We start from the raw sequence: 18,699 nt of genomic DNA on the forward strand, positions 1-18,699 counted from the left end.
ATCTGTGTCTCTTTGAGGTCAAGCGCTGACGCATAACCCTCTGGGATGTAAATCTTGCTCATATTCTCCTCCAAGTCCGCCCGTTACGCCAACAAGCATTAGTATTTCTCCGCTCGACGACATGTCTCGCTTGAGAAATCTAATAGCTTGTTCACTACGGGCTCATCTAAACAGGTTATATATCCACATGGCGACTCGCCATCTAGGCAAGCGATTGCCTCGGATATTAAGTGAGCCTGTAATTAACAAGTCTATGTGTTGTATTTTGAGGAGTATAGCGAAAAAGTGATGTTAAAAACTCTTTTTAACATCAGGAGACCAGCGGTCGACGAAAGCGATCTCAAAATACAATATCATAGACTTGTTAACGTAACAGGCGTTTTTAATTAAAGGTCGCAGTTACCTACAGTACGTGGGAATGGGATGACGTCACGGATGTTACCCATTCCTGTGAGGTACATTACGCAACGCTCAAAGCCAAGTCCGAATCCTGCATGGCGAGAGCTACCATATTTACGAAGGTCAAGGTAGAACTGGTAGTCTTCTTCCTTGAGGCCGCATTCATGCATTCTCTTAAGGAGAATACCGTAATCGTCCTCACGCTGTGAGCCACCGATGATTTCTCCGATACCTGGAACAAGGCAGTCCATAGCAGCAACTGTCTTGCCATCTTCGTTGAGCTTCATATAGAAAGCTTTGATTTCCTTTGGATAATCTGTAACGAATACAGGCTTTTTGAAAATCTTTTCTGTAAGGTATCTCTCATGCTCTGTCTGTAAATCGCAGCCCCATGATACCTTGTAGTCAAATTCATCGTTGTGCTTCTCAAGCTCTTTGATAGCATCTGTGTATGTGATGCGTCCGAAGTCTGAGTTTGCAACGTGCTGTAATCTCTCAAGTAATCCCTTGTCGATGAAGTTATTGAAGAACTGCATCTCCTCTGGAGCATGCTCTAATACATAGTTGATAACAAATTTAAGCATATCCTCAGCGAGAATCATATCATCCTCAAGGTCAGCAAAAGAAATCTCTGGCTCAATCATCCAGAACTCTGCTGCATGACGTGTAGTGTTTGAGTTCTCTGCTCTAAATGTAGGTCCAAATGTATAGATGTTCTTGAATGCTTGCGCATATGTCTCACCATTTAACTGACCTGAAACTGTAAGGTTTGTAGCATGTCCGAAGAAATCCTGTGAGAAATCAACCTTGCCATCCTCTGTCTTTGGGATGTTGTTAAGATCCATTGTTGTAACCTGGAACATCTCACCAGCACCTTCACAGTCAGAACCTGTAATAAGTGGTGTATGTACATATACGAAATCACGCTCCTGGAAGAACTTGTGAATAGCATAAGCACAGAGAGAACGTACTCTAAATACTGCCTGGAATGTGTTTGTACGTGGACGAAGATGTGTCTGTGTACGAAGATATTCCATTGTGTGTCTCTTAGGCTGGATTGGATAATCTGGTGTAGACTTTCCTTCTACTACAACCTTAGTTGCCTGAATCTCAAATGGCTGCTTAGCATCTGGTGTAACTACTACAGTACCTGTAACATATACTGCTGCACCAACATTTAAATGACGAACCTCATCGAAGTTGTCGATGTTTTCCTGATTAAATACAACCTGTACTGGGTTAAAAAATGTACCATCTGCAAGTACTAAGAAACCGAATGTCTTTGAATCACGCATGTTGCGTACCCATCCAGCTACTGTTACTTCCTTGCCATCATAGTCTTTGAAATTTCTTGAAAGTGTTCTTACGTCTGTAGTTTTAACGCTCATTTTCTTTCTCCTTAAAACTTAATACTTTTTGGCATTAAATAAGCCCCATCAAACTTGCGCTTGATGAGGCTGTCTAATTCTTACTTATTGGAACAATCTTCTAATCTCATCAACACAATAAAATTAAATCCCCTGATTATTATTCACGGAATTATTGTTGTTATTATTATTGTTGTTGATTACGAAAATACGTGACATAATTGTTCCCCTTTATTGTGTTAAAGTATAGTTATTTGACAAATCAATGTCAAGCCTTGCTATCCAATTTTTTCAAACATATAATAAGAGACGCTACAATATGAAACAGGAGTGAGAGTTAAATGAATAAAAAAGAAGTAAACGAGATTAAACGTCGTTTTAAAAAGGATTCCTGCAACTTCGATAAAATGGTAGGTTGCTATGTAGATGCAGAAAAAAACATTGTCCTCACCTTCAAGGAGACATTTTTAAATCTTGATGATGAGGAGTTTCATAAATATTTAGAGATTGCCAACAAGTCTCTTTCCGGTACAATAGGGAACAATTTGCTTGAGCTTCCATTTGATCCTGAAACTGAGATTGAAGGCAGCGGTCATGATTTATTAATGAAGCTTCGCGAGACACGACTTCAGGACGAGAAGCTTTTAATCGAATACTACAATCGTATTATTGAGACCTATGACTTTGTAGGAAATTACCTGATTCTTCTTTATCATGATACCTACGATATTCCACTTAAGACATCTGATGATTTAACACTTGATGATTCAGAAGAAGTATACGAATACATCATCTGTGCTATTTGTCCTGTTGCCCTTTCTAAGCCAGGACTTGGATATCGTGAGGATGAGAACAGAATCGGTGCTAGACTTCGTGACTGGGTAGTTGGTCCTGTTGATACAGCATTTACTTTCCCATGCTTCACAGAGCGTACAACTGATTTACATGCGTGCTTGGCATACACTAAAAATACAAAGGAACCTCATGTTGAATTTTGGGAGAACTGCATAGGCTGTGGCACTAAAAAGACTTCAACTCAGAAGAAGGCTGCATTTAACAATATGCTAGATCAGGCTCTCGGTGAGGAAACAGAAGAAACTATCGAAAAGAAGCTTGATATTCAGCAGAATCTATCTGATTTCATTACTGTTGAAACAGAGCGCTTAGGAGAAAATGAGCCAATCATACTCGAGCCACAAGATGTTGCAAATATTCTTACAGATTCAGGACTTCCTGATTTAAAGGTAGAGCGAATTCAGGCTCACTTCGAGAATTTCTTTGAAGAAGCTCTTCCACTTGCAGATGAGCTCTTAGATGAAAAGGCACTTAAGAATAACGAGCTTCGTGTTGAGAAAAATGTCTTAAAGGAAAGAGTTGTTGATTTAACAAAGCAATTAAAAGAAGTTACAGGCGTTACCTCCGAAGGTAAAGCACCTGACATCGTAGTAAAGGTTTCCGAGGACAAGGCCGCTTCCGTAACAACAGCCTTCGTAGATGGCAAGAAATGTATCTGCGTACCAATCGAACCAGACGAGACATTTATGCTCAACGGAGAAGAAATCTAGTATGACAGTATTTCTTACAATATAAAGCAATAAAAAAACTCACTGTTACTTTCTCAAGCCTATGATGTCGCATTTTGAAATCGCTTTCGTCGACCGCTGGTCTCCTGATGTTAAAAAGAGTTTTTAACATCACTTTTTCGCTATACTCTTCAAAATGCAACACATAGAGCTTGATAAATACAGTGAGTTTTTATTTTATCTCTGTGCGAAATAACTGTCTACGCCAGCTGCGATTCCTTGAGCCAACGTCTCTTGGTACTCGTCAGTTACCAGCTTAGCCTCGTCGTCTTCGTTTTCAAGGGAGCCTACTTCTACTACAGTGCTTGGACTTTGGCACCAATTCATAACGGCTCTCTCATCATCTTCAACCACTTCATTTCCAGCACAATTAGATTTCATAGAACCTAAAATGGCATCTGATAATAATCTTCCGTCACTATAATTTCCATAATTGTAAGGGTTGTCATCTGACTGGCAAACGACCTCAACGCCAGCTGCTTTACTGTCGTTTGCGCTTACAACGATGAACAAATCAGCATCAGCCATATTTGCTATCATGGCACGACCACTGTTTGTAATATCAACATCATTTGTTGTTCTGGTTAACAATACAGTATAGCCACTTTCCTCCAACTGATTTTGGAGTTTTAGTGATACCTGCAAAGTAAGTTCGTATTCAGGATAGCCCGTTGATACTCCAGTGTTACCTGTTGAAGTACTCTCGCAAGTAGTGAAAGCACCAGGTCCGACAGGTTCTCTAGTATCATCCGTATTTTCCTGAAAAGCTGGATCGATAACAATAACCTTTGGTGTGCTGCTCTCTTTTGCCATAACTATATTAATGTTAGTAACCCATAAACATAGTAGGAGCATTACTACAAGATATTTCTTAGCACCTCTTGTTGTTTTTCTCATGTAAATCACTCCCTTCTTACATATTTAGCTAATAATATTATCGTCAAAAAATGTGAACAAATTATGTCTAATCCACACTATTGTGTAAATAAAATCAGAATATTTTAGGTTTTTTCCCTGTAATTCTTAATAATAGCTTTGAAAAGGTTTTTACCCACTTGACACATACCCCCTATGGGTATATTATGTGATTGAAAAATATACCCCCTAAGGGTATTCATTTTAATTTATTTACCATATAAATAAGGAGTCTAAATGGAAAATAATAACAATTTAGAAGCAAATACAACAGATGAATGTTGCTGCTGCACTGGCAAGCACAAAGATAGAGAGGAAAAAGAAAAGAAGGATCTTATGAATCGTCTGAAGCGAATCGAAGGTCAAGTTCGCGGCGTTGAGGGAATGCTTGAAAATGACTGCTACTGTATTGATATCCTTATGCAGGTTTCGGCTATCAGTTCTGCCCTCAATAGTTTTAATAAAGTCCTTCTTTCCAATCATCTCAAAACCTGTGTCGCTGACAATATAAAAGCCGGCAATGACGAGGTTGTAGACGAGCTTGCTAAGGCATTGCAAAAGCTTATGAAGTGAGGTGTTATTAATGGAACAATATAATGTTACCGGCATGTCCTGCGCCGCCTGTCAGGCCAGAGTTGAAAAAGCTGTTAGTGCATTACCCGGTGTTGAAAGCTGCGCTGTAAGCTTACTAACCAACTCAATGGGTGTTGAGGGGACTGCCAATCCTAACGAAATAATTAAGGCTATCGAGAACGCAGGCTACGGAGCCAGCCTCAAAGCAGGGGGCACTGATTCTGCCAACGACTCTTATGTGCCAAACTATGAGGATGCCTTAATAGATAAAGAGACCCCTAAAATTAGGAATCGCCTGATTGCATCATTAATTATTTTAATTCCACTGCTCTATGTATCAATGGGACATATGCTTTGGAATTGGCCACTCCCAGCTTTCCTTGATGGCAACCATATTGCCATGGGACTGTATGAGTTGATTCTTTCTGGAATGATAATGGTAATAAATCAGCGATTTTTCATTAGCGGTTTCAGAGGACTTATTCACAGGGCTCCTAATATGGATACGTTAGTTGCTATGGGCTCTGCTGCATCATTTATATATAGTGTTTATGCACTATTTGCAATGACAGTTGCTCAGTTGAATGCTGATACAACTTTTGTCATGGAGCTTATGAACGACTTTTATTTCGAATCTGCTGCCATGATTCTTACCCTCATTACTGTTGGTAAGCTACTTGAGGCAGTTTCAAAGGGTCGCACCACCAATGCCCTAAAGGATTTGATGAAGCTAGCAGCAAAATCTGCAGTAATCATCAAGGCTGGAAATGAAGTTGAAGTACCAATCGAGCAGGTTAAAATTGGTGACAAATTTGTAGTAAAGCCTGGTAGCAATATTCCTGTAGACGGAATCATAATCGAAGGCAATGGTGCCATTAATGAGTCTGCTCTTACTGGTGAGAGTATTCCTGTTGACAAAACAGTTGGTGATTCAGTTTCTGCTGCAACCACTAATGAGAATGGATACCTAGTTTGTCAGGCCACTAGAGTTGGCAAGGATACTACTCTATCCCAGATTATACAAATGGTTAGCGATGCTGCTGCCACTAAAGCACCAATTGCTAAAATTGCTGACAAGGTATCAGGCATATTCGTACCAGCTGTTCTTTTAATAGCAGCTATTACATTCATTATATGGATGCTTGTGGGTCAGACCTTTGGATATGCCCTTGCACGAGCAATCTCCGTATTAGTTATTAGCTGTCCATGTGCTCTTGGCCTGGCTACTCCAGTTGCCATAATGGTTGGAAATGGAATGGGTGCAAAGCATGGAACTATGTTTAAAACAGCCATTTCTCTCGAAGAAACTGGAAAGGTACAGATTGTGGCCCTTGATAAAACTGGTACTATCACAAAGGGTGAGCCAAAAGTTATCAGTATTTTACAGGCCGAAGGTGTGGATGACGTTGATTTACTTAGAGTTGCCTTTGCTATCGAAAATAAATCAGAGCATCCACTGGCAAAGGCTATAGTCCAATACGGTTTGGAGCTTTCAATGGAGCCTGCCGAAGTCTCAGATTTCAAAGCTTTGTCAGGTAGTGGTTTAACAGCTACATTAGATGGAGAGCCAATTTACGCTGGCAATTTAGAATTAATTGAAAAGTACTTCCCTGTTGAACAAGATACCTTGGATTTAGCAGAAAAAATGGCAGAGCATGGAGAGACTCCTATTTTCTTTGCAAAGGGCGATAGATTGCTAGGCGTAATTTCAGTTGCAGATGTAATTAAAGAGGATTCTCCTGAAGCAATTAGCCACCTTAAGAATATGGGAATACACGTGGTAATGCTTACTGGCGACAATGAAAAAACTGCTAAGGCTATTGCTAAAGAGGCTGGTGTTGACGAAGTTATCGCCGGCGTTAAGCCTGATGGCAAAGAAGCTGTCATCCGTCAGCTTCAGCAGCACGGCAAGGTTGCAATGGTTGGAGATGGCATCAATGATGCACCAGCACTAACTAGAGCCGATATTGGTATCGCAATTGGCGCTGGCACTGATGTTGCAATAGATGCAGCTGATGTAGTTTTAATGAAGAGCAGACTTTCAGATGTTGCTGCGGCAATACGACTTAGTAGAGCCACATTAAAGAATATCCATGAGAATCTATTCTGGGCATTCTTCTACAATGTGATTGGTATTCCACTTGCTGCTGGAGCCTATGTTCATGCCTTTGGATGGACACTTAATCCTATGTTCGGAGCTGCGGCAATGAGCCTTTCAAGCTTTTGCGTTGTTACAAATGCTCTTCGCTTAAATCTATTTAAAATGGATAATCATTTAAAGGATAAACCACTTAAGAATTCAATCGGCCATGAGCCTTTGATTAATACAGAAACTAAGGAGGAAAATTTAGAAATGGAAATTACAGTTAAGGGAATGATGTGTGCTCATTGTGAAGCACATGTAAAGGAAGCATTAGAGAAAATTCAGGGTGTTGAAGAAGCTACAGCTAATCATGCTGAGAACCTAGTAGTTATAAAAACATCCAGCGAAGTCTCAGAAGCTGATATCAAAGCTGCTGTAGAATCCGCTGGATATGAATACTGCGGTATTAAATAATTAGCTTACCAACATAAGCTATCATCGAAATCCTCTAGAGATGGATCTACTGGTTCCTCCTTAAGGATGGTACGCATATATCGATTTACTTCGGTACGCATATCGCGACGTGTGCCATCCAATGGAACCATTAGATTATGATTTACCCAAATCCAATGAATTCCGCGTTTTCTCGCCTCTTCCTCAAATAGACCATGATAACCAGACATAGCCTTACAACCAATGTGTACATACATGATTACCATGTCTGCATTCATTTGCTCGCATATTCTAAACAGGTCTTCCACGCCTGTCTCATAACCACCGTTTGAACGGTTTCTCATAATCATGTTCTCGTAAAGATAGCCTAAATCAAGCAATGCTTGATGTTTGTCTGTAGTGCTAACCATCTCAGTTGAAACACAACACAACATATCATTAATCGGTACAATTCCCCAACAATTCATAAGCCAGTTAGGAAATGCAGTGTAATATGCTGCCTGTACTCCCCAAAGGATAGCTCTGTGGCGATACTCCTTACATGCCATCTCTCTATTGTTATATGCCTTTGTTGCAAGAGCTGTAATCTTTTTATCTGTTTCAAGGAATACTGGACTACGTCCGCCAGCAGCCATATAAACACCATAGCGGTAGAATCCTAAAGTAGCGCCAAGAAGCTGTGGATATGGAGTTTTATTAATCTCTAACCACTCTAAGAATTCCTTTGTTTCATCATTAAATCTGGACATATTCTCAAAGAGATAATCCCAGTCATATTTCTCGCCGGTATGCTCCTCAATGAAATGTATAGCACCTAGAATCTCTTCACCTGCATACTCTTGAACACTTTCCTGTCTATGACGAATAGGAGCTGCCAATTGGAAAGTAGGAATCTTCATGCTTCGAGCCATAAGGCCACCACCCATCAAGCTACCATCGCAGGTAGTATTACACTGGATAGCACATGCACCTATCATTGGCAAATCATCATCAAGGGCTGCTCCAAGCTCTGCTGCTGGCATAGGGCATACATCACTAGGAACTCCATATTCGTGAGTTTTATCCACATAATGCATTACTCCGTCCTGACACATAAAGGAGCTGGTATAAATAGCTGGAACCTCGTAGCTAACCCACTTAAGATTTCTAAAGCCACCCATGAGAGTACTCATCATATTCTCGTCGAAAACAACCATCTTTTTAGACAGCTCTACATCGTTTCCGATTTCTGGATCAGCCTTGAAAATATCTGTAAGAGAAATAGTCATATCTATAATAATAAGACCAATGCCCTCATGAGCGAGTCTAAGAGCTGTACCTCTCAAGCCTTCTGTATGTCTATCCATAAAGTCAGGAACAGCCAGATAGTTGCTCATCCATCTGTATCTAAAGAAGCCCTTGAAATTATTAGGCTTCATCATAAACTTTGCAAGAATAAATATGTAGTAAAGCCAACGTGTATAGTCATACCATGTATCCCTAAAGCCTCGCCATTCACGACGTCTTCTAGGACGTTTGCCAGAATACAAAACTTTACCTAAGGGCTCGCTACCATATGCTTTTCCCATTACTGTGCCCTCCTATCATTCTTTTCTTTATTTATTTTTTTCAATTCTACACGTTCAACAAAGGCTTGGATTCTAGTGCGAAGCTGTCCAGAATTTCTAACAGCATAAGGTCTATCTACTGATAATACTGGATATCCATATTCCTCATCCATAATATGAAATGCCGCTGCTCTCTCATAGCCCCAGTAATCGCAGAATTTAATCTGCTCATATATTAGGCCATCCGCATGGTAATCCTTAGCCAGCTGGTCAACATACTCTCTACGCTCCATGACTTTATCCTGATTGAAAAAGCGAGGGCATTTACCCCACTGTAGATATGTACGGCAAATTTGCGTAAGAGCATCCTCACTATCATTAAGAACGATCTCTTGTCTGCCTGGCAGAGAACCGAAGCAAAATCTATCAGCAACCACAAGGGCCCCACATTCTTCTGCCAATTTAATAAACTCAGGGTCATCTACTTCTGAACCAACCATTACCACACGAATACGATAGTTATTCTTTTCATCAGGCTCTCGAGTCTTAAGCTCCTCGGCAGTCTCTGCAAGCTTTTCTTTTATAAGAGATTTAGGACAGCAATAGCTGGCAAGACAAAGAACTGCAAACTCATATCCTGTAATTCTAGGATTAGCTTCTTTTCTATATTCACCTATTTCTGTAAGCAATCTACTAATCTCATTTTGCTCTGCTACAGCCCTTCTTAATGCAGCATCAGATATATCTATACCAAAATGCTCATGCAAAGGCTCTAGAACTCTAATTCTCATTTGCTTAACATAATGTCTAAGGGCAGTTTCATCAGATTTCATTGGAACATCTGCATAGGTCACGAAAAATGAATCCTTTTGAATCAAATTCAAATGCTCTATATTTTCTACGCATCTATTCATTTGCGCACAAGCGTCTGGCGCAAGAATACAATCCAGGAAATTAAAGCCGCCCTCGATTGTTCGCTCTAAATAGGCACGACATGCTTCACATAAAGTAGAGCTCATGTAATAGGTTCCCATTTCTATTGAACCTGTACGAGGGGCTCTAAGTCGAACTGAAAAACAGCCTGGTAAATTCAATAGTGGCTCTGGTATCTGGAAGCAAACGTGGCCGATAGCAATTTGACCTGCTTCCTTTGCCTGCCTATCCAAGTCATTATATGAATCCTCAAGTAGCTTTTCGAAATAATATAAATGTTTTAGATCTTTCAATTGTTATTCCTCTCAGACTAAAAATTTAAATTCTTTTTTATCAGGAGTATCGATGTTGAATTTATAAATAACCTTTGGAATTTTTTATGATTCAAGACACATTTCCTCCACGTCTTTAGCCTATCTTTAATATTGTAACAAACCCCAAAGGACATAAGCAAATTTAATTTTTTCAAAAAAGTGTTGACAAACAAAATTTAATTGCGTACAATCTAAATATAAATTCAATTGAGCACAATCAAATATAAAAACAAACCTATTCTACAAACACACATTTATTAGGAGGAAAACAAAATGGGATTCTATGATTTAACAGTTGAACAGACAAATGGTGAGCAGCTTTCTATGGCTGATTTCAAGGGCAAGGTTGTTATGGTTGTTAACACAGCCACAGGCTGCGGTTTCACACCACACTACAAAGATATCGAAGAAATCTACGAGAAGTATCACGCACAGGGCTTCGAAGTAGTAGACGTTCCTTGTAACCAGTTTGCAGGTCAGACACCAGGAACAGATGATGAAATTCATGAGTTCTGCCAGCTTCACTACAATACACAGTTCCCACAGATGAAAAAGGCTGACGTTAACGGCGAGACAGCTATCGAGCTTTTCAAATATCTCAAGTCTCAGAAAGGCTTCGAGGGCTTTGGAAAGGGCCCTGCAGCTCTTGCTATGAGCGCAATGCTCAAGAAAATCGACAAGGACTACAAGAACAATCCTGAGATCAAGTGGAACTTCACAAAGTTCATCATTGACCGCGAAGGCAACGTAGTTGCACGTTTCGAGCCAACCGCTAACATGAAGAAGGTCTCTGAATGCGTAGCATCCCTTATGTAATTACAGCTACTATTCTTGAGCTTTAAGCCACGGCGCCCCACCGCCAAGAGCCACCAGCCCCGTTCAGGGGTCCCGCAACTTCGCAAGGATATTATGTTTTTCATATATGCAAAGTTGCGCATCTTTCATTGGCAAGTGTCTTTTGTAAGTCTGTACAATTTTGAAAAATGTTTTTATTGTGCGGACACATTATCTTGGAAATAATTGTACTTCTTAGGGTAAGGGGCACCTTGGTGATTTTGTAGTAAGCTTAGTAAAATAAAAACAGGTTTTACAATATATAGGCATGCGCCGCTAGGACGGCGGCGCAAGTGCGACACGCAACACGATGTTGTATAAAGCACGGTGACTATATATGTAAAACCTGTTTTTTAATTTTACTTTGCGAACGGAGCATGAACCAAGGTGCCCATTACCCTTAGAAGTACTATATAAATACTTAAAAGAGTCCGCACCATAATTAACATTTTTCAAAATAGTTCATTCTTCAAAAGACACTTGCATGATGCTCACTATTTGCATATTGAAAAACTATAATATCCGCGAAAATGTTGCGGGACCCCTGGACGGGGCTGGTGGCTGGTGGCTCTTGGCGGCGGGGCGCCGTGATGTAAGTTTGCTATAAATAGTAGCTGTAATTACTCTCCGAATACTGCGATGTAATCTTTCTGGAATTTAGCGATGCCGGCATCTGTAAGTGGGTGCTTAGCCATTGCTTCGATTACGTTGTATGGTACTGTAGCGATATCTGCTCCTGCAAGTGCGCAATCGTGTACGTGGATTGGGTTGCGGATAGATGCTGCAATGATCTCTGTCTCGTAGCCATAGATGTCGAAAATATCTGCGATGTCGCGGATAAGCTCGATACCTGGCATGTTGATATCATCAAGTCTGCCAAGGAATGGAGATACGTATGTAGCACCTGCATTTGCAGCAAGTATTGCCTGATTAGCTGTAAAAATAAGTGTAACGTTAGTTTTGATTCCCTCTGCTGAAAGAACCTTAACTGCCTTAAGTCCCTCAAGAGTCATAGGGATTTTTACAATCATATTTGGATGAAGAGCTGCGATTTCACGACCTTCTTTGATCATGCCCTCAGCATCAACTGTAGTAGCCTTAACTTCACCAGAAATTGGTCCATCAACGATAGATGCAATCTCCTTAAGAATTTCTTCCTGGCTACGACCACCCTCTTTTGCAATCAATGATGGGTTTGTAGTAACACCACAGATTACGCCAAGCTCGTTTGCCTTTCTGATGTCTTCAATTTTACCTGTGTCAACAAATAGCTTCATTTTCTTCTCCTTACTACTGGATTAAATCCAGCTAACAATTTTATCTCACGATAGAATTTTAATTCTTTAGATTAGTAAATTCAATCTATTTATTATTAATTAATGTAAAATATTTTACATTTTCGTGGTAAAATTCCTACTACTTTACCCATGCAGCAAACTCTTCATCTGTACATTTTACGAAGTGTGTACCATCTACATGATGCTCTGTTCCCTTGTTATAATCAATACCAGAGGTCTTGTAATCATAAGATTCAGACATTCTATTTTTCTCCAAAATAGGGTTTGGCTCAGGGATTGCAGAAAGTAGGCTCTTTGTGTATGGATGTATTGGATTAGAGAAAATCTCCTCTGTGGTTCCTGTTTCTAATAAGTGACCTAAGTGAAGAACTCCGATTCTGTCTGAGATGTATTTTACCATTGAAAGGTCATGGGCAATGAATAAATATGCTGCCCCAGTCTCCTGCTGGATGTCCTTCATAAGGTTAACAACCTGTGCCTGGATAGACACGTCAAGGGCAGAGATACATTCATCCGCAATGATAAGTTTTGGATTCATGATAAGAGCTCTGGCAATTCCTACACGCTGACGCTGTCCACCAGAGAACTGGTGAGGATAACGAGAAATATGCTCAGGTGCAAGACCAACCTTTTTAAGAATAGCCTTTATCTGTCTGTCTCTGTCAGCTCTGTCCTTATAAGTATGATGTATATCTAAACCTTCTCCGATAATATCTCCAACCTTTTTTCTAGGGTTGAGAGATGACATTGGATCCTGGAAAATCATTTGCATTTGTGTTCTTAACATTTCCTTGTCTGATTTTCCGAGTTTTCCACTAATATCAACATTGTTAAATGTTACTTTTCCATCTGTTGGATTATAGAGTCTGATTATGCTTCGTCCAATGGTGGATTTTCCTGAACCAGACTCTCCAACTAAACCATAGGTTTCACCTGGATATATTTCAAATGAAACCCCTTCAACAGCCTTAACTGTAAAGGTTTTGCTTACAGGGAAATACTGTTTTAATCCCTCTACCTTCAAAAGAGGCTCTGTATTATAATTCACTGCCATATTCCAATGCCTCCTTCTTCATTCTATCAAGTCTTTCTCTAAGCTCCTTAGGCATTTCAACCTTTGGTGCTCTCTCGTCCAATAGCCATGTTGCAGCAAAATGTGTCTTTGAAACCTGGAACATTGGTGGCTCTAATTTGTCATCAATTTCGAGAGCGAACTGATTTCTAGGAGCAAAAGCATCACCTGGCTTTTCATTTAATAAGTTTGGTGGCGAACCAGGTATTGTATAAAGACGTGGATCATCAGTATTTAAATCCGGCATTGCAGAAAGAAGTCCCCATGTATAAGGGTGACGTGGGTCGTAGAAAATCTCATTAATCAAACCTTTTTCTACGATTTTTCCTGCATACATTACATTTACATAATCAGCAACCTTAGCAACTACTCCCAAATCGTGTGTGATATAAATTACTGAAATACCACGCTCATTTTGCACTCTTTTAATAAGCTCAATAATCTTTGCCTGAATTGTTACATCAAGGGCTGTTGTTGGCTCATCACAGATTAATAAGTCTGGATCACAGGATAAAGCAATAGCTATAACTACACGCTGTCTCATACCGCCTGAAAGCTGGTGTGGATACTGCTTCATTCGCTTCTCTGCATCCTCGATTCCAACCTCCTTGAGAAGGTTAGTCGCCTTTAATTTAGCTTCTGCTTTTGAAATTTTAAAATGCCAAAGTAAGCCCTCCATAAGCTGCTTACCAATTGTCATAGTAGGATCAAGAGAAGTCATTGGATCCTGGAATACCATGGCAATACGCTTACCATTTATATGTTTTCTAATCCATCTCTTATCCTTAGTAAGGATATCTACCTGCTGTGGTCCATCCTCATTCTCATATTTGAACTCAATAGTTCCTGAGTTTACGGTTGCATTCTTTGCAAGTATTCCCATTGCAGCCTTCATGGTTACTGATTTACCAGAACCTGACTCACCAACAATTGCAACAGTTTCTCCCTTTTCCAAATCAATATTGATTCCGCGAATAGCATGTACCATACCTGCTGTAGTCTTGAAAGAAATATCAAGGTCGCGAATATCTAAAATCATTTTTTCATCCATTTTTAGTTCCTCACATTTCTTTCATCTTAGGGTCGAATGCTTCACGAAGTCCATCACCAAGTAGGTTAAAGCTAAGCATAAGTAAAGCCATAATAATGATTGGTGGTATTATCTGATATGGATGTGTTGTAAATGAATTATATCCATCAGATATAAGCGAACCAAGGGAGCACTTTGGTACAGGAATTCCAAGACCTACGAAGCTAAGGAATGCCTCTGTAAAAATAGCTGTAGGAATTGAGAACATAACCTGAGTGATAACTGGTCCAACAATATTTGGAAGAACCTCTTTGAAAATGATAAAGAAGCTACTAGCACCAAGAGTACGAGATGCAAGTACAAACTCCTGCTCCTTGAGCTTTAGCATCTCTGCTCGAGAGATACGGCTCATACCAACCCATTCAGTTAAAAGCAAGGCAAAAATGATTGTAAGCATTCCAGGCTTTAATATTAATAGAAGCAATGTAACAATAACCAAACGTGGTATACCATTACAGATTTCAAGAAATCTCTGCATAACCATATCGATTTTGCCACCAAAGAAGCCTGAGATAAGACCATAGCTCATACCGATAATCATATCGATAAGTGCTGCAGCAACTGCAATTATGAGAGAAACTCTTGTACCTTCCCAGCATCTAGTCCAAAGGTCACGGCCATAAATATCACTACCAAACCAATAATAGGTATCAGTAAAACCACCCTCTTCATATTTATTGACCTCTACATCACCTACGGAAGTAGCCATTGTCTCAGTACCATCAAATATTCCAAGGCCCTCAAGCCATGAAACTCTAGGTGCCAAATTCTTTTCTTCCTGAATCATGCCCTCGTAGGTATAGTCATTCATACCAGGACCAATTGCAGCGAAAATCACAATAAGTACAATAAGAATCAAACCGATAACTGCGCTTTTCTTATTGAAAAATCTAATTACAACTTCCTTCCAAAAATTCTGGGAGGCAAAATTAGAGTCCAAACCTAGCTCTTCTGAATCGTTCTTAAGCTTGAAATCTTCTTCAGTTGGGATATATGTTGTCATATCACTCATACTAGTCTCCCTCCTTTCCCAAACGAATTCTTGGATCAATGATTCCGTATAGAATATCAACCACAAGCATTATGCCTATGTACATAGCTGAGTAAATAAAGCTCAATGCAATTACTACATTATAATCATTTGACTGAATAGCATTTACAAGCAAGCTGCCAACACCAGGGATTGCAAAAATCTTTTCAACAACAAGTGATCCTGTCATCAAATCAACAATAAGTGGTGCCAATACTGTAATAATTGGTATCAATGCATTTCTAAGGGCATGTGAGAAAATAAGCTTTCTTCCATTTAACCCCTTACTCTCCGCAAGAAGCATATACTCGCTACCAAGTACCTCTATCATTTCTGTTCTAGTAAATCTGGCAATTGAAGCCATGGTGAACATTGAAAGGGCAATTGCTGGCATGACACTTGAATTAAATGCATCTGCCGAGTTATATAGCATTGGAAATACCTTCCATTTAAAGCCCAAAGTATAGCTAAGCCCCAAGGCAAAAACATAGGAAGGAACCGATACGCCAATTACCGAAATAATAGTACATATGGTATCCAAAATCGTATCCTTTTTCAGTGCTGCAATCAGACCTAAAATAAGACCTATAACGGCACCTCTTGCAACAGCATAGAAGCCTATGCCAATTGAAATTGGAAGTCTCGACTCAATCAATTGAGAAATTGGGGTGTTCTTTGATATGTTGTAGCTAACTCCGAAATCCCCCTTGCACATGTTAACTACGTAATGTCCGAATTGAACTACAATCGGCTGATCAAGTCCATATTTTGAATAGAGAACTGCTCTTTGATCATCTGAAAGCTTTTCATCATTGAATGGCGAACCTGGCATTAAATGCATAAGAATGAAAAGCACAAGAATGATGGCCAGAAGAGTTCCAATAGAAGTTAGGACTCTCTTTAAGATATATTTTTTCACTTCACTTTCTCCTTTAAAAAATATTTCTTTAAGAAAAAAGAAAATATCTTTTCCCACTTCTTAAAGAAATAATGGGCCACACTTTAAAGCATGGCCCAGAATTAATCAAAAGCTTTTACTGCTTAACTGTATCCTTAAATACTCTGTTTAATGCAACTGGGTGGAAATCAATTCCTGTTACATTAGCCTTTACAAGAGTTGCATTTGCTGCTGTGTAAATAGGGAAGATAACTGCATCCTCCATTACAATCTGCTCAGCGTCATACAATCTCTCACGACGAGCATCAAGCTCTGTGCAAAGGTCACCAGTTGTGCACTCAGCAATGATTGAATCATACTCAGCATTTGACCAGAAGCCATAGTTATTAGCACAATCTGTTACCCACATACCAAGGTATGTCATAGGATCATCATAGTCAGGTCCCCATCTTGTAAGTCCCAGCTCATAATTGCCATCCTGGAGATCCTGTACACGCTGCTTCTTTGGCTCTGTTACGATTTCAACTGTAAGTCCTGGAAGTGCTGACTCCCACTGTGACTTAAGAACTGTAGCTACCTTTTTTGGAGCATCATCATCATCAACTACCATCTCAAGTGTAATTGAATCAACACCCAACTCATTAAGTCCTGTCTCCCAATATGAAGCTGCTGCTGTAGCATCATCAGCGCAATAAGCAGTATACTTATCCTGATCAGCTGAGAAATCTGAAGCGAAATCTCTAGGAACAGCTGTGTATGTTGGAAGTGAACCATCATTAAGCTGGCTTGTTACATCTACACGGTTGATAGCATTTGTAAGTGCAAGTCTGATATTAAGGTTCTGAAGTGCCTCAACCTCTTTGATATTTGGAGTTACATACCAAAGGTAACCAGCACCGATTGTTGCAAACTCTGGGTCTGCAGAAACCTGCTCTACCTGATCACCATTTACAAGTGTGATATCTAAATCACCATTCTGATAGCTCATAAGAGCTGTCTGTGAATCCTGAATAACCTGATAGTTAAGTCCTGTAAGAGAAACACGATCAGCATCATAGTAATCAGCATTCTTTGTGAGATGGAATGCAGTAGCAGCTGGCTCATAAGAATCTAAAACAAATGCGCCATTTGAAAGTGTTGTCTCTGGGCTTGTTCCAAATGTATCACCACATGAAGTAAAGAATTCCTCATTTACTGGATAGAATGTTGGGAAATACATAAGTGACAAGAAATATGAAACAGGAACATTAAGCTGAACCTCAAGTGTGCTATCATCAACTGCTGTTACACCAAGCTCGCTCTTATCCTTTTCGCCTGCGATAATCTCTGCTGCATTCTTAATCTGTCCAATATCGCTAAGCATATACGAATACTCTGAAGCTACCTCAGGATCAACTGCTCTCTGCCAAGCAAAAACGAAATCTGCTGCAGTTACTGCTGTACCATTGCTCCACTTAGCATCCTGACGAAGCTTGAATGTATATGTACATCCATCCTCTGATACCTCATAGCTTTCTGCGATAGCATTTACAGGATTACCCTCGCTGTCCATCTGCATTAGTCCGTCTGTGTAATCTGCAATTACCTCAAAAGAGGTACCATCTGTTGCCTGCTGAGGATCAAGTGATTCAACAGGTGTCTCAATCATTACATTTAGGTCTGTGGATGTAGATGCTGTACTACTAGAACCTGTAGTAGCTGTATCAGAACCACCGCCACAACCTGCCATTCCAACAGCCATTGTAGCTGCAAGAACAGCGGCAAGAAGTCTTTTCTTCATGTCATTCTCCTCCTCATTATTTGCTAAAAAAATACAATGACGCTTTACCAATTTAGCACTTCATTGTACTGATGTACTAAACTATACATCAACACTTTATCACTGTAAAGAGGAAAATTAAATTTTTATTAAAATTTTATTTATAGCCACTTATAAATTAAATCAATACATGATAGCCGCCCAAACACCTATGGCTCTGTCTCCTCTCATGCTCCAAAGCCCCCTGCTGCCAGCCTCCACTTTTATAATCATCCGGCGCCCGCCGCCCCTCCAGCCTGCCCGGCCCCCTCTGCAAAACCTCGCAAGAATATTTTGTTTTCCTAATATGCAAGGACTCGCATCTTTAATTAGCATGTGTCTTTCTCATGTCTGTACAATTTTGAAAAAGGTATTTTATGGGCGGACATCAAAAAACTATATTTAGTACAACTCAGGCTCAGGGGGAATTGGGCGATTTTGGAATGAACCTAGAAAAATAAAAGCTGGATTATCAATATATTGGCATGCGTCGCTAGGACGGCGACGCAAGT

The 18,699-nt window shown here is 39.9% G+C and carries 14 protein-coding genes; 4 read left to right on the forward strand and 10 right to left on the reverse strand.

The features are described from left to right. Nucleotides 1-386 precede the first annotated feature (386 nt). The gene (gene asnS / locus E7276_RS13745) at nt 387-1,787 is read right to left on the reverse strand and encodes an asparagine--tRNA ligase (protein WP_294218766.1); all 1,401 of its coding nucleotides are present in this window, start codon (nt 1,785-1,787) and stop codon (nt 387-389) included. 320 nt (nt 1,788-2,107) lie between these two features. On the opposite strand from asnS, the gene E7276_RS13750 reads away from it, so the two are divergent. Next, on the forward strand, nt 2,108-3,331 hold the full coding sequence (locus tag E7276_RS13750; RefSeq protein WP_294218769.1) for a DUF4317 domain-containing protein: 1,224 nt from the start codon (nt 2,108-2,110) through the stop codon (nt 3,329-3,331). A 195-nt stretch (nt 3,332-3,526) separates the two neighbouring features. Here E7276_RS13750 and E7276_RS13755 read toward each other — a convergent pair whose 3' ends face one another. Then, complete coding sequence (locus E7276_RS13755) at nt 3,527-4,246, reverse strand: N-acetylmuramoyl-L-alanine amidase family protein (RefSeq protein WP_294218772.1); 720 nt, start codon at nt 4,244-4,246, stop codon at nt 3,527-3,529. Nucleotides 4,247-4,501: 255 nt separating this feature from the next. Between E7276_RS13755 and E7276_RS13760 the strand changes: the two genes are divergently transcribed. After that, the gene (locus E7276_RS13760; protein WP_294218774.1) at nt 4,502-4,837 is read left to right on the forward strand and encodes a metal-sensing transcriptional repressor; all 336 of its coding nucleotides are present in this window, start codon (nt 4,502-4,504) and stop codon (nt 4,835-4,837) included. Between the two features lie 10 nt (nt 4,838-4,847). Then, on the forward strand, nt 4,848-7,394 hold the full coding sequence (locus E7276_RS13765) for a heavy metal translocating P-type ATPase (protein ID WP_294218777.1): 2,547 nt from the start codon (nt 4,848-4,850) through the stop codon (nt 7,392-7,394). 5 nt (nt 7,395-7,399) lie between these two features. On the opposite strand, the gene E7276_RS13770 is transcribed toward E7276_RS13765, so the two are convergent. Further along, nucleotides 7,400-8,941: a 2-hydroxyacyl-CoA dehydratase family protein gene (locus E7276_RS13770; RefSeq protein ID WP_294218779.1), complete on the reverse strand. Its 1,542-nt coding sequence runs from the start codon at nt 8,939-8,941 to the stop codon at nt 7,400-7,402. Beyond that, nucleotides 8,941-10,146, reverse strand: a complete 1,206-nt coding sequence (locus E7276_RS13775) for a 2-hydroxyacyl-CoA dehydratase family protein (protein WP_294218782.1) — start codon at nt 10,144-10,146, stop codon at nt 8,941-8,943. Before E7276_RS13775 ends, E7276_RS13770 begins: the two co-directional genes overlap by 1 nt. A gap of 294 nt (nt 10,147-10,440) precedes the next feature. On the opposite strand from E7276_RS13775, the gene E7276_RS13780 reads away from it, so the two are divergent. Beyond that, the gene (locus E7276_RS13780) at nt 10,441-10,983 is read left to right on the forward strand and encodes a glutathione peroxidase (RefSeq protein ID WP_294218785.1); all 543 of its coding nucleotides are present in this window, start codon (nt 10,441-10,443) and stop codon (nt 10,981-10,983) included. 638 nt (nt 10,984-11,621) lie between these two features. On the opposite strand, the gene fsa is transcribed toward E7276_RS13780, so the two are convergent. From fsa to E7276_RS13810, 6 genes are all read right to left on the reverse strand, one after another. After that, nucleotides 11,622-12,278 (reverse strand): fructose-6-phosphate aldolase, encoded by a 657-nt coding sequence (gene fsa / locus E7276_RS13785; protein WP_294218787.1) that lies wholly within the window; start codon nt 12,276-12,278, stop codon nt 11,622-11,624. A gap of 139 nt (nt 12,279-12,417) precedes the next feature. Then, nucleotides 12,418-13,353 carry an ABC transporter ATP-binding protein gene (locus tag E7276_RS13790; protein WP_294218790.1) on the reverse strand — a complete coding sequence of 312 codons (936 nt, stop codon included), beginning with the start codon at nt 13,351-13,353 and terminating at the stop codon, nt 12,418-12,420. Next, a complete protein-coding gene (locus E7276_RS13795) occupies nt 13,337-14,422 on the reverse strand; it encodes an ABC transporter ATP-binding protein (protein WP_294218796.1) in 1,086 nt (361 codons plus the stop codon). The genes E7276_RS13790 and E7276_RS13795 overlap by 17 nt, the downstream gene beginning before the upstream one ends. Nucleotides 14,423-14,432: 10 nt before the next feature. Further along, nucleotides 14,433-15,473 (reverse strand): ABC transporter permease, encoded by a 1,041-nt coding sequence (locus E7276_RS13800; RefSeq protein ID WP_294218798.1) that lies wholly within the window; start codon nt 15,471-15,473, stop codon nt 14,433-14,435. Between the two features lies 1 nt (nt 15,474). Next, nucleotides 15,475-16,410 carry an ABC transporter permease gene (locus E7276_RS13805; RefSeq protein ID WP_294218801.1) on the reverse strand — a complete coding sequence of 312 codons (936 nt, stop codon included), beginning with the start codon at nt 16,408-16,410 and terminating at the stop codon, nt 15,475-15,477. A 115-nt stretch (nt 16,411-16,525) separates the two neighbouring features. Further along, nucleotides 16,526-18,169, reverse strand: coding sequence for a peptide ABC transporter substrate-binding protein (locus E7276_RS13810; RefSeq protein WP_294218805.1), 1,644 nt, complete (start codon nt 18,167-18,169; stop codon nt 16,526-16,528). Nucleotides 18,170-18,699: the final 530 nt, after the last annotated feature.

The sequence above is a fragment of the Pseudobutyrivibrio sp. genome, from assembly GCF_015057185.1.
Taxonomy (GTDB): Bacteria; Bacillota; Clostridia; order Lachnospirales; family Lachnospiraceae; genus Pseudobutyrivibrio.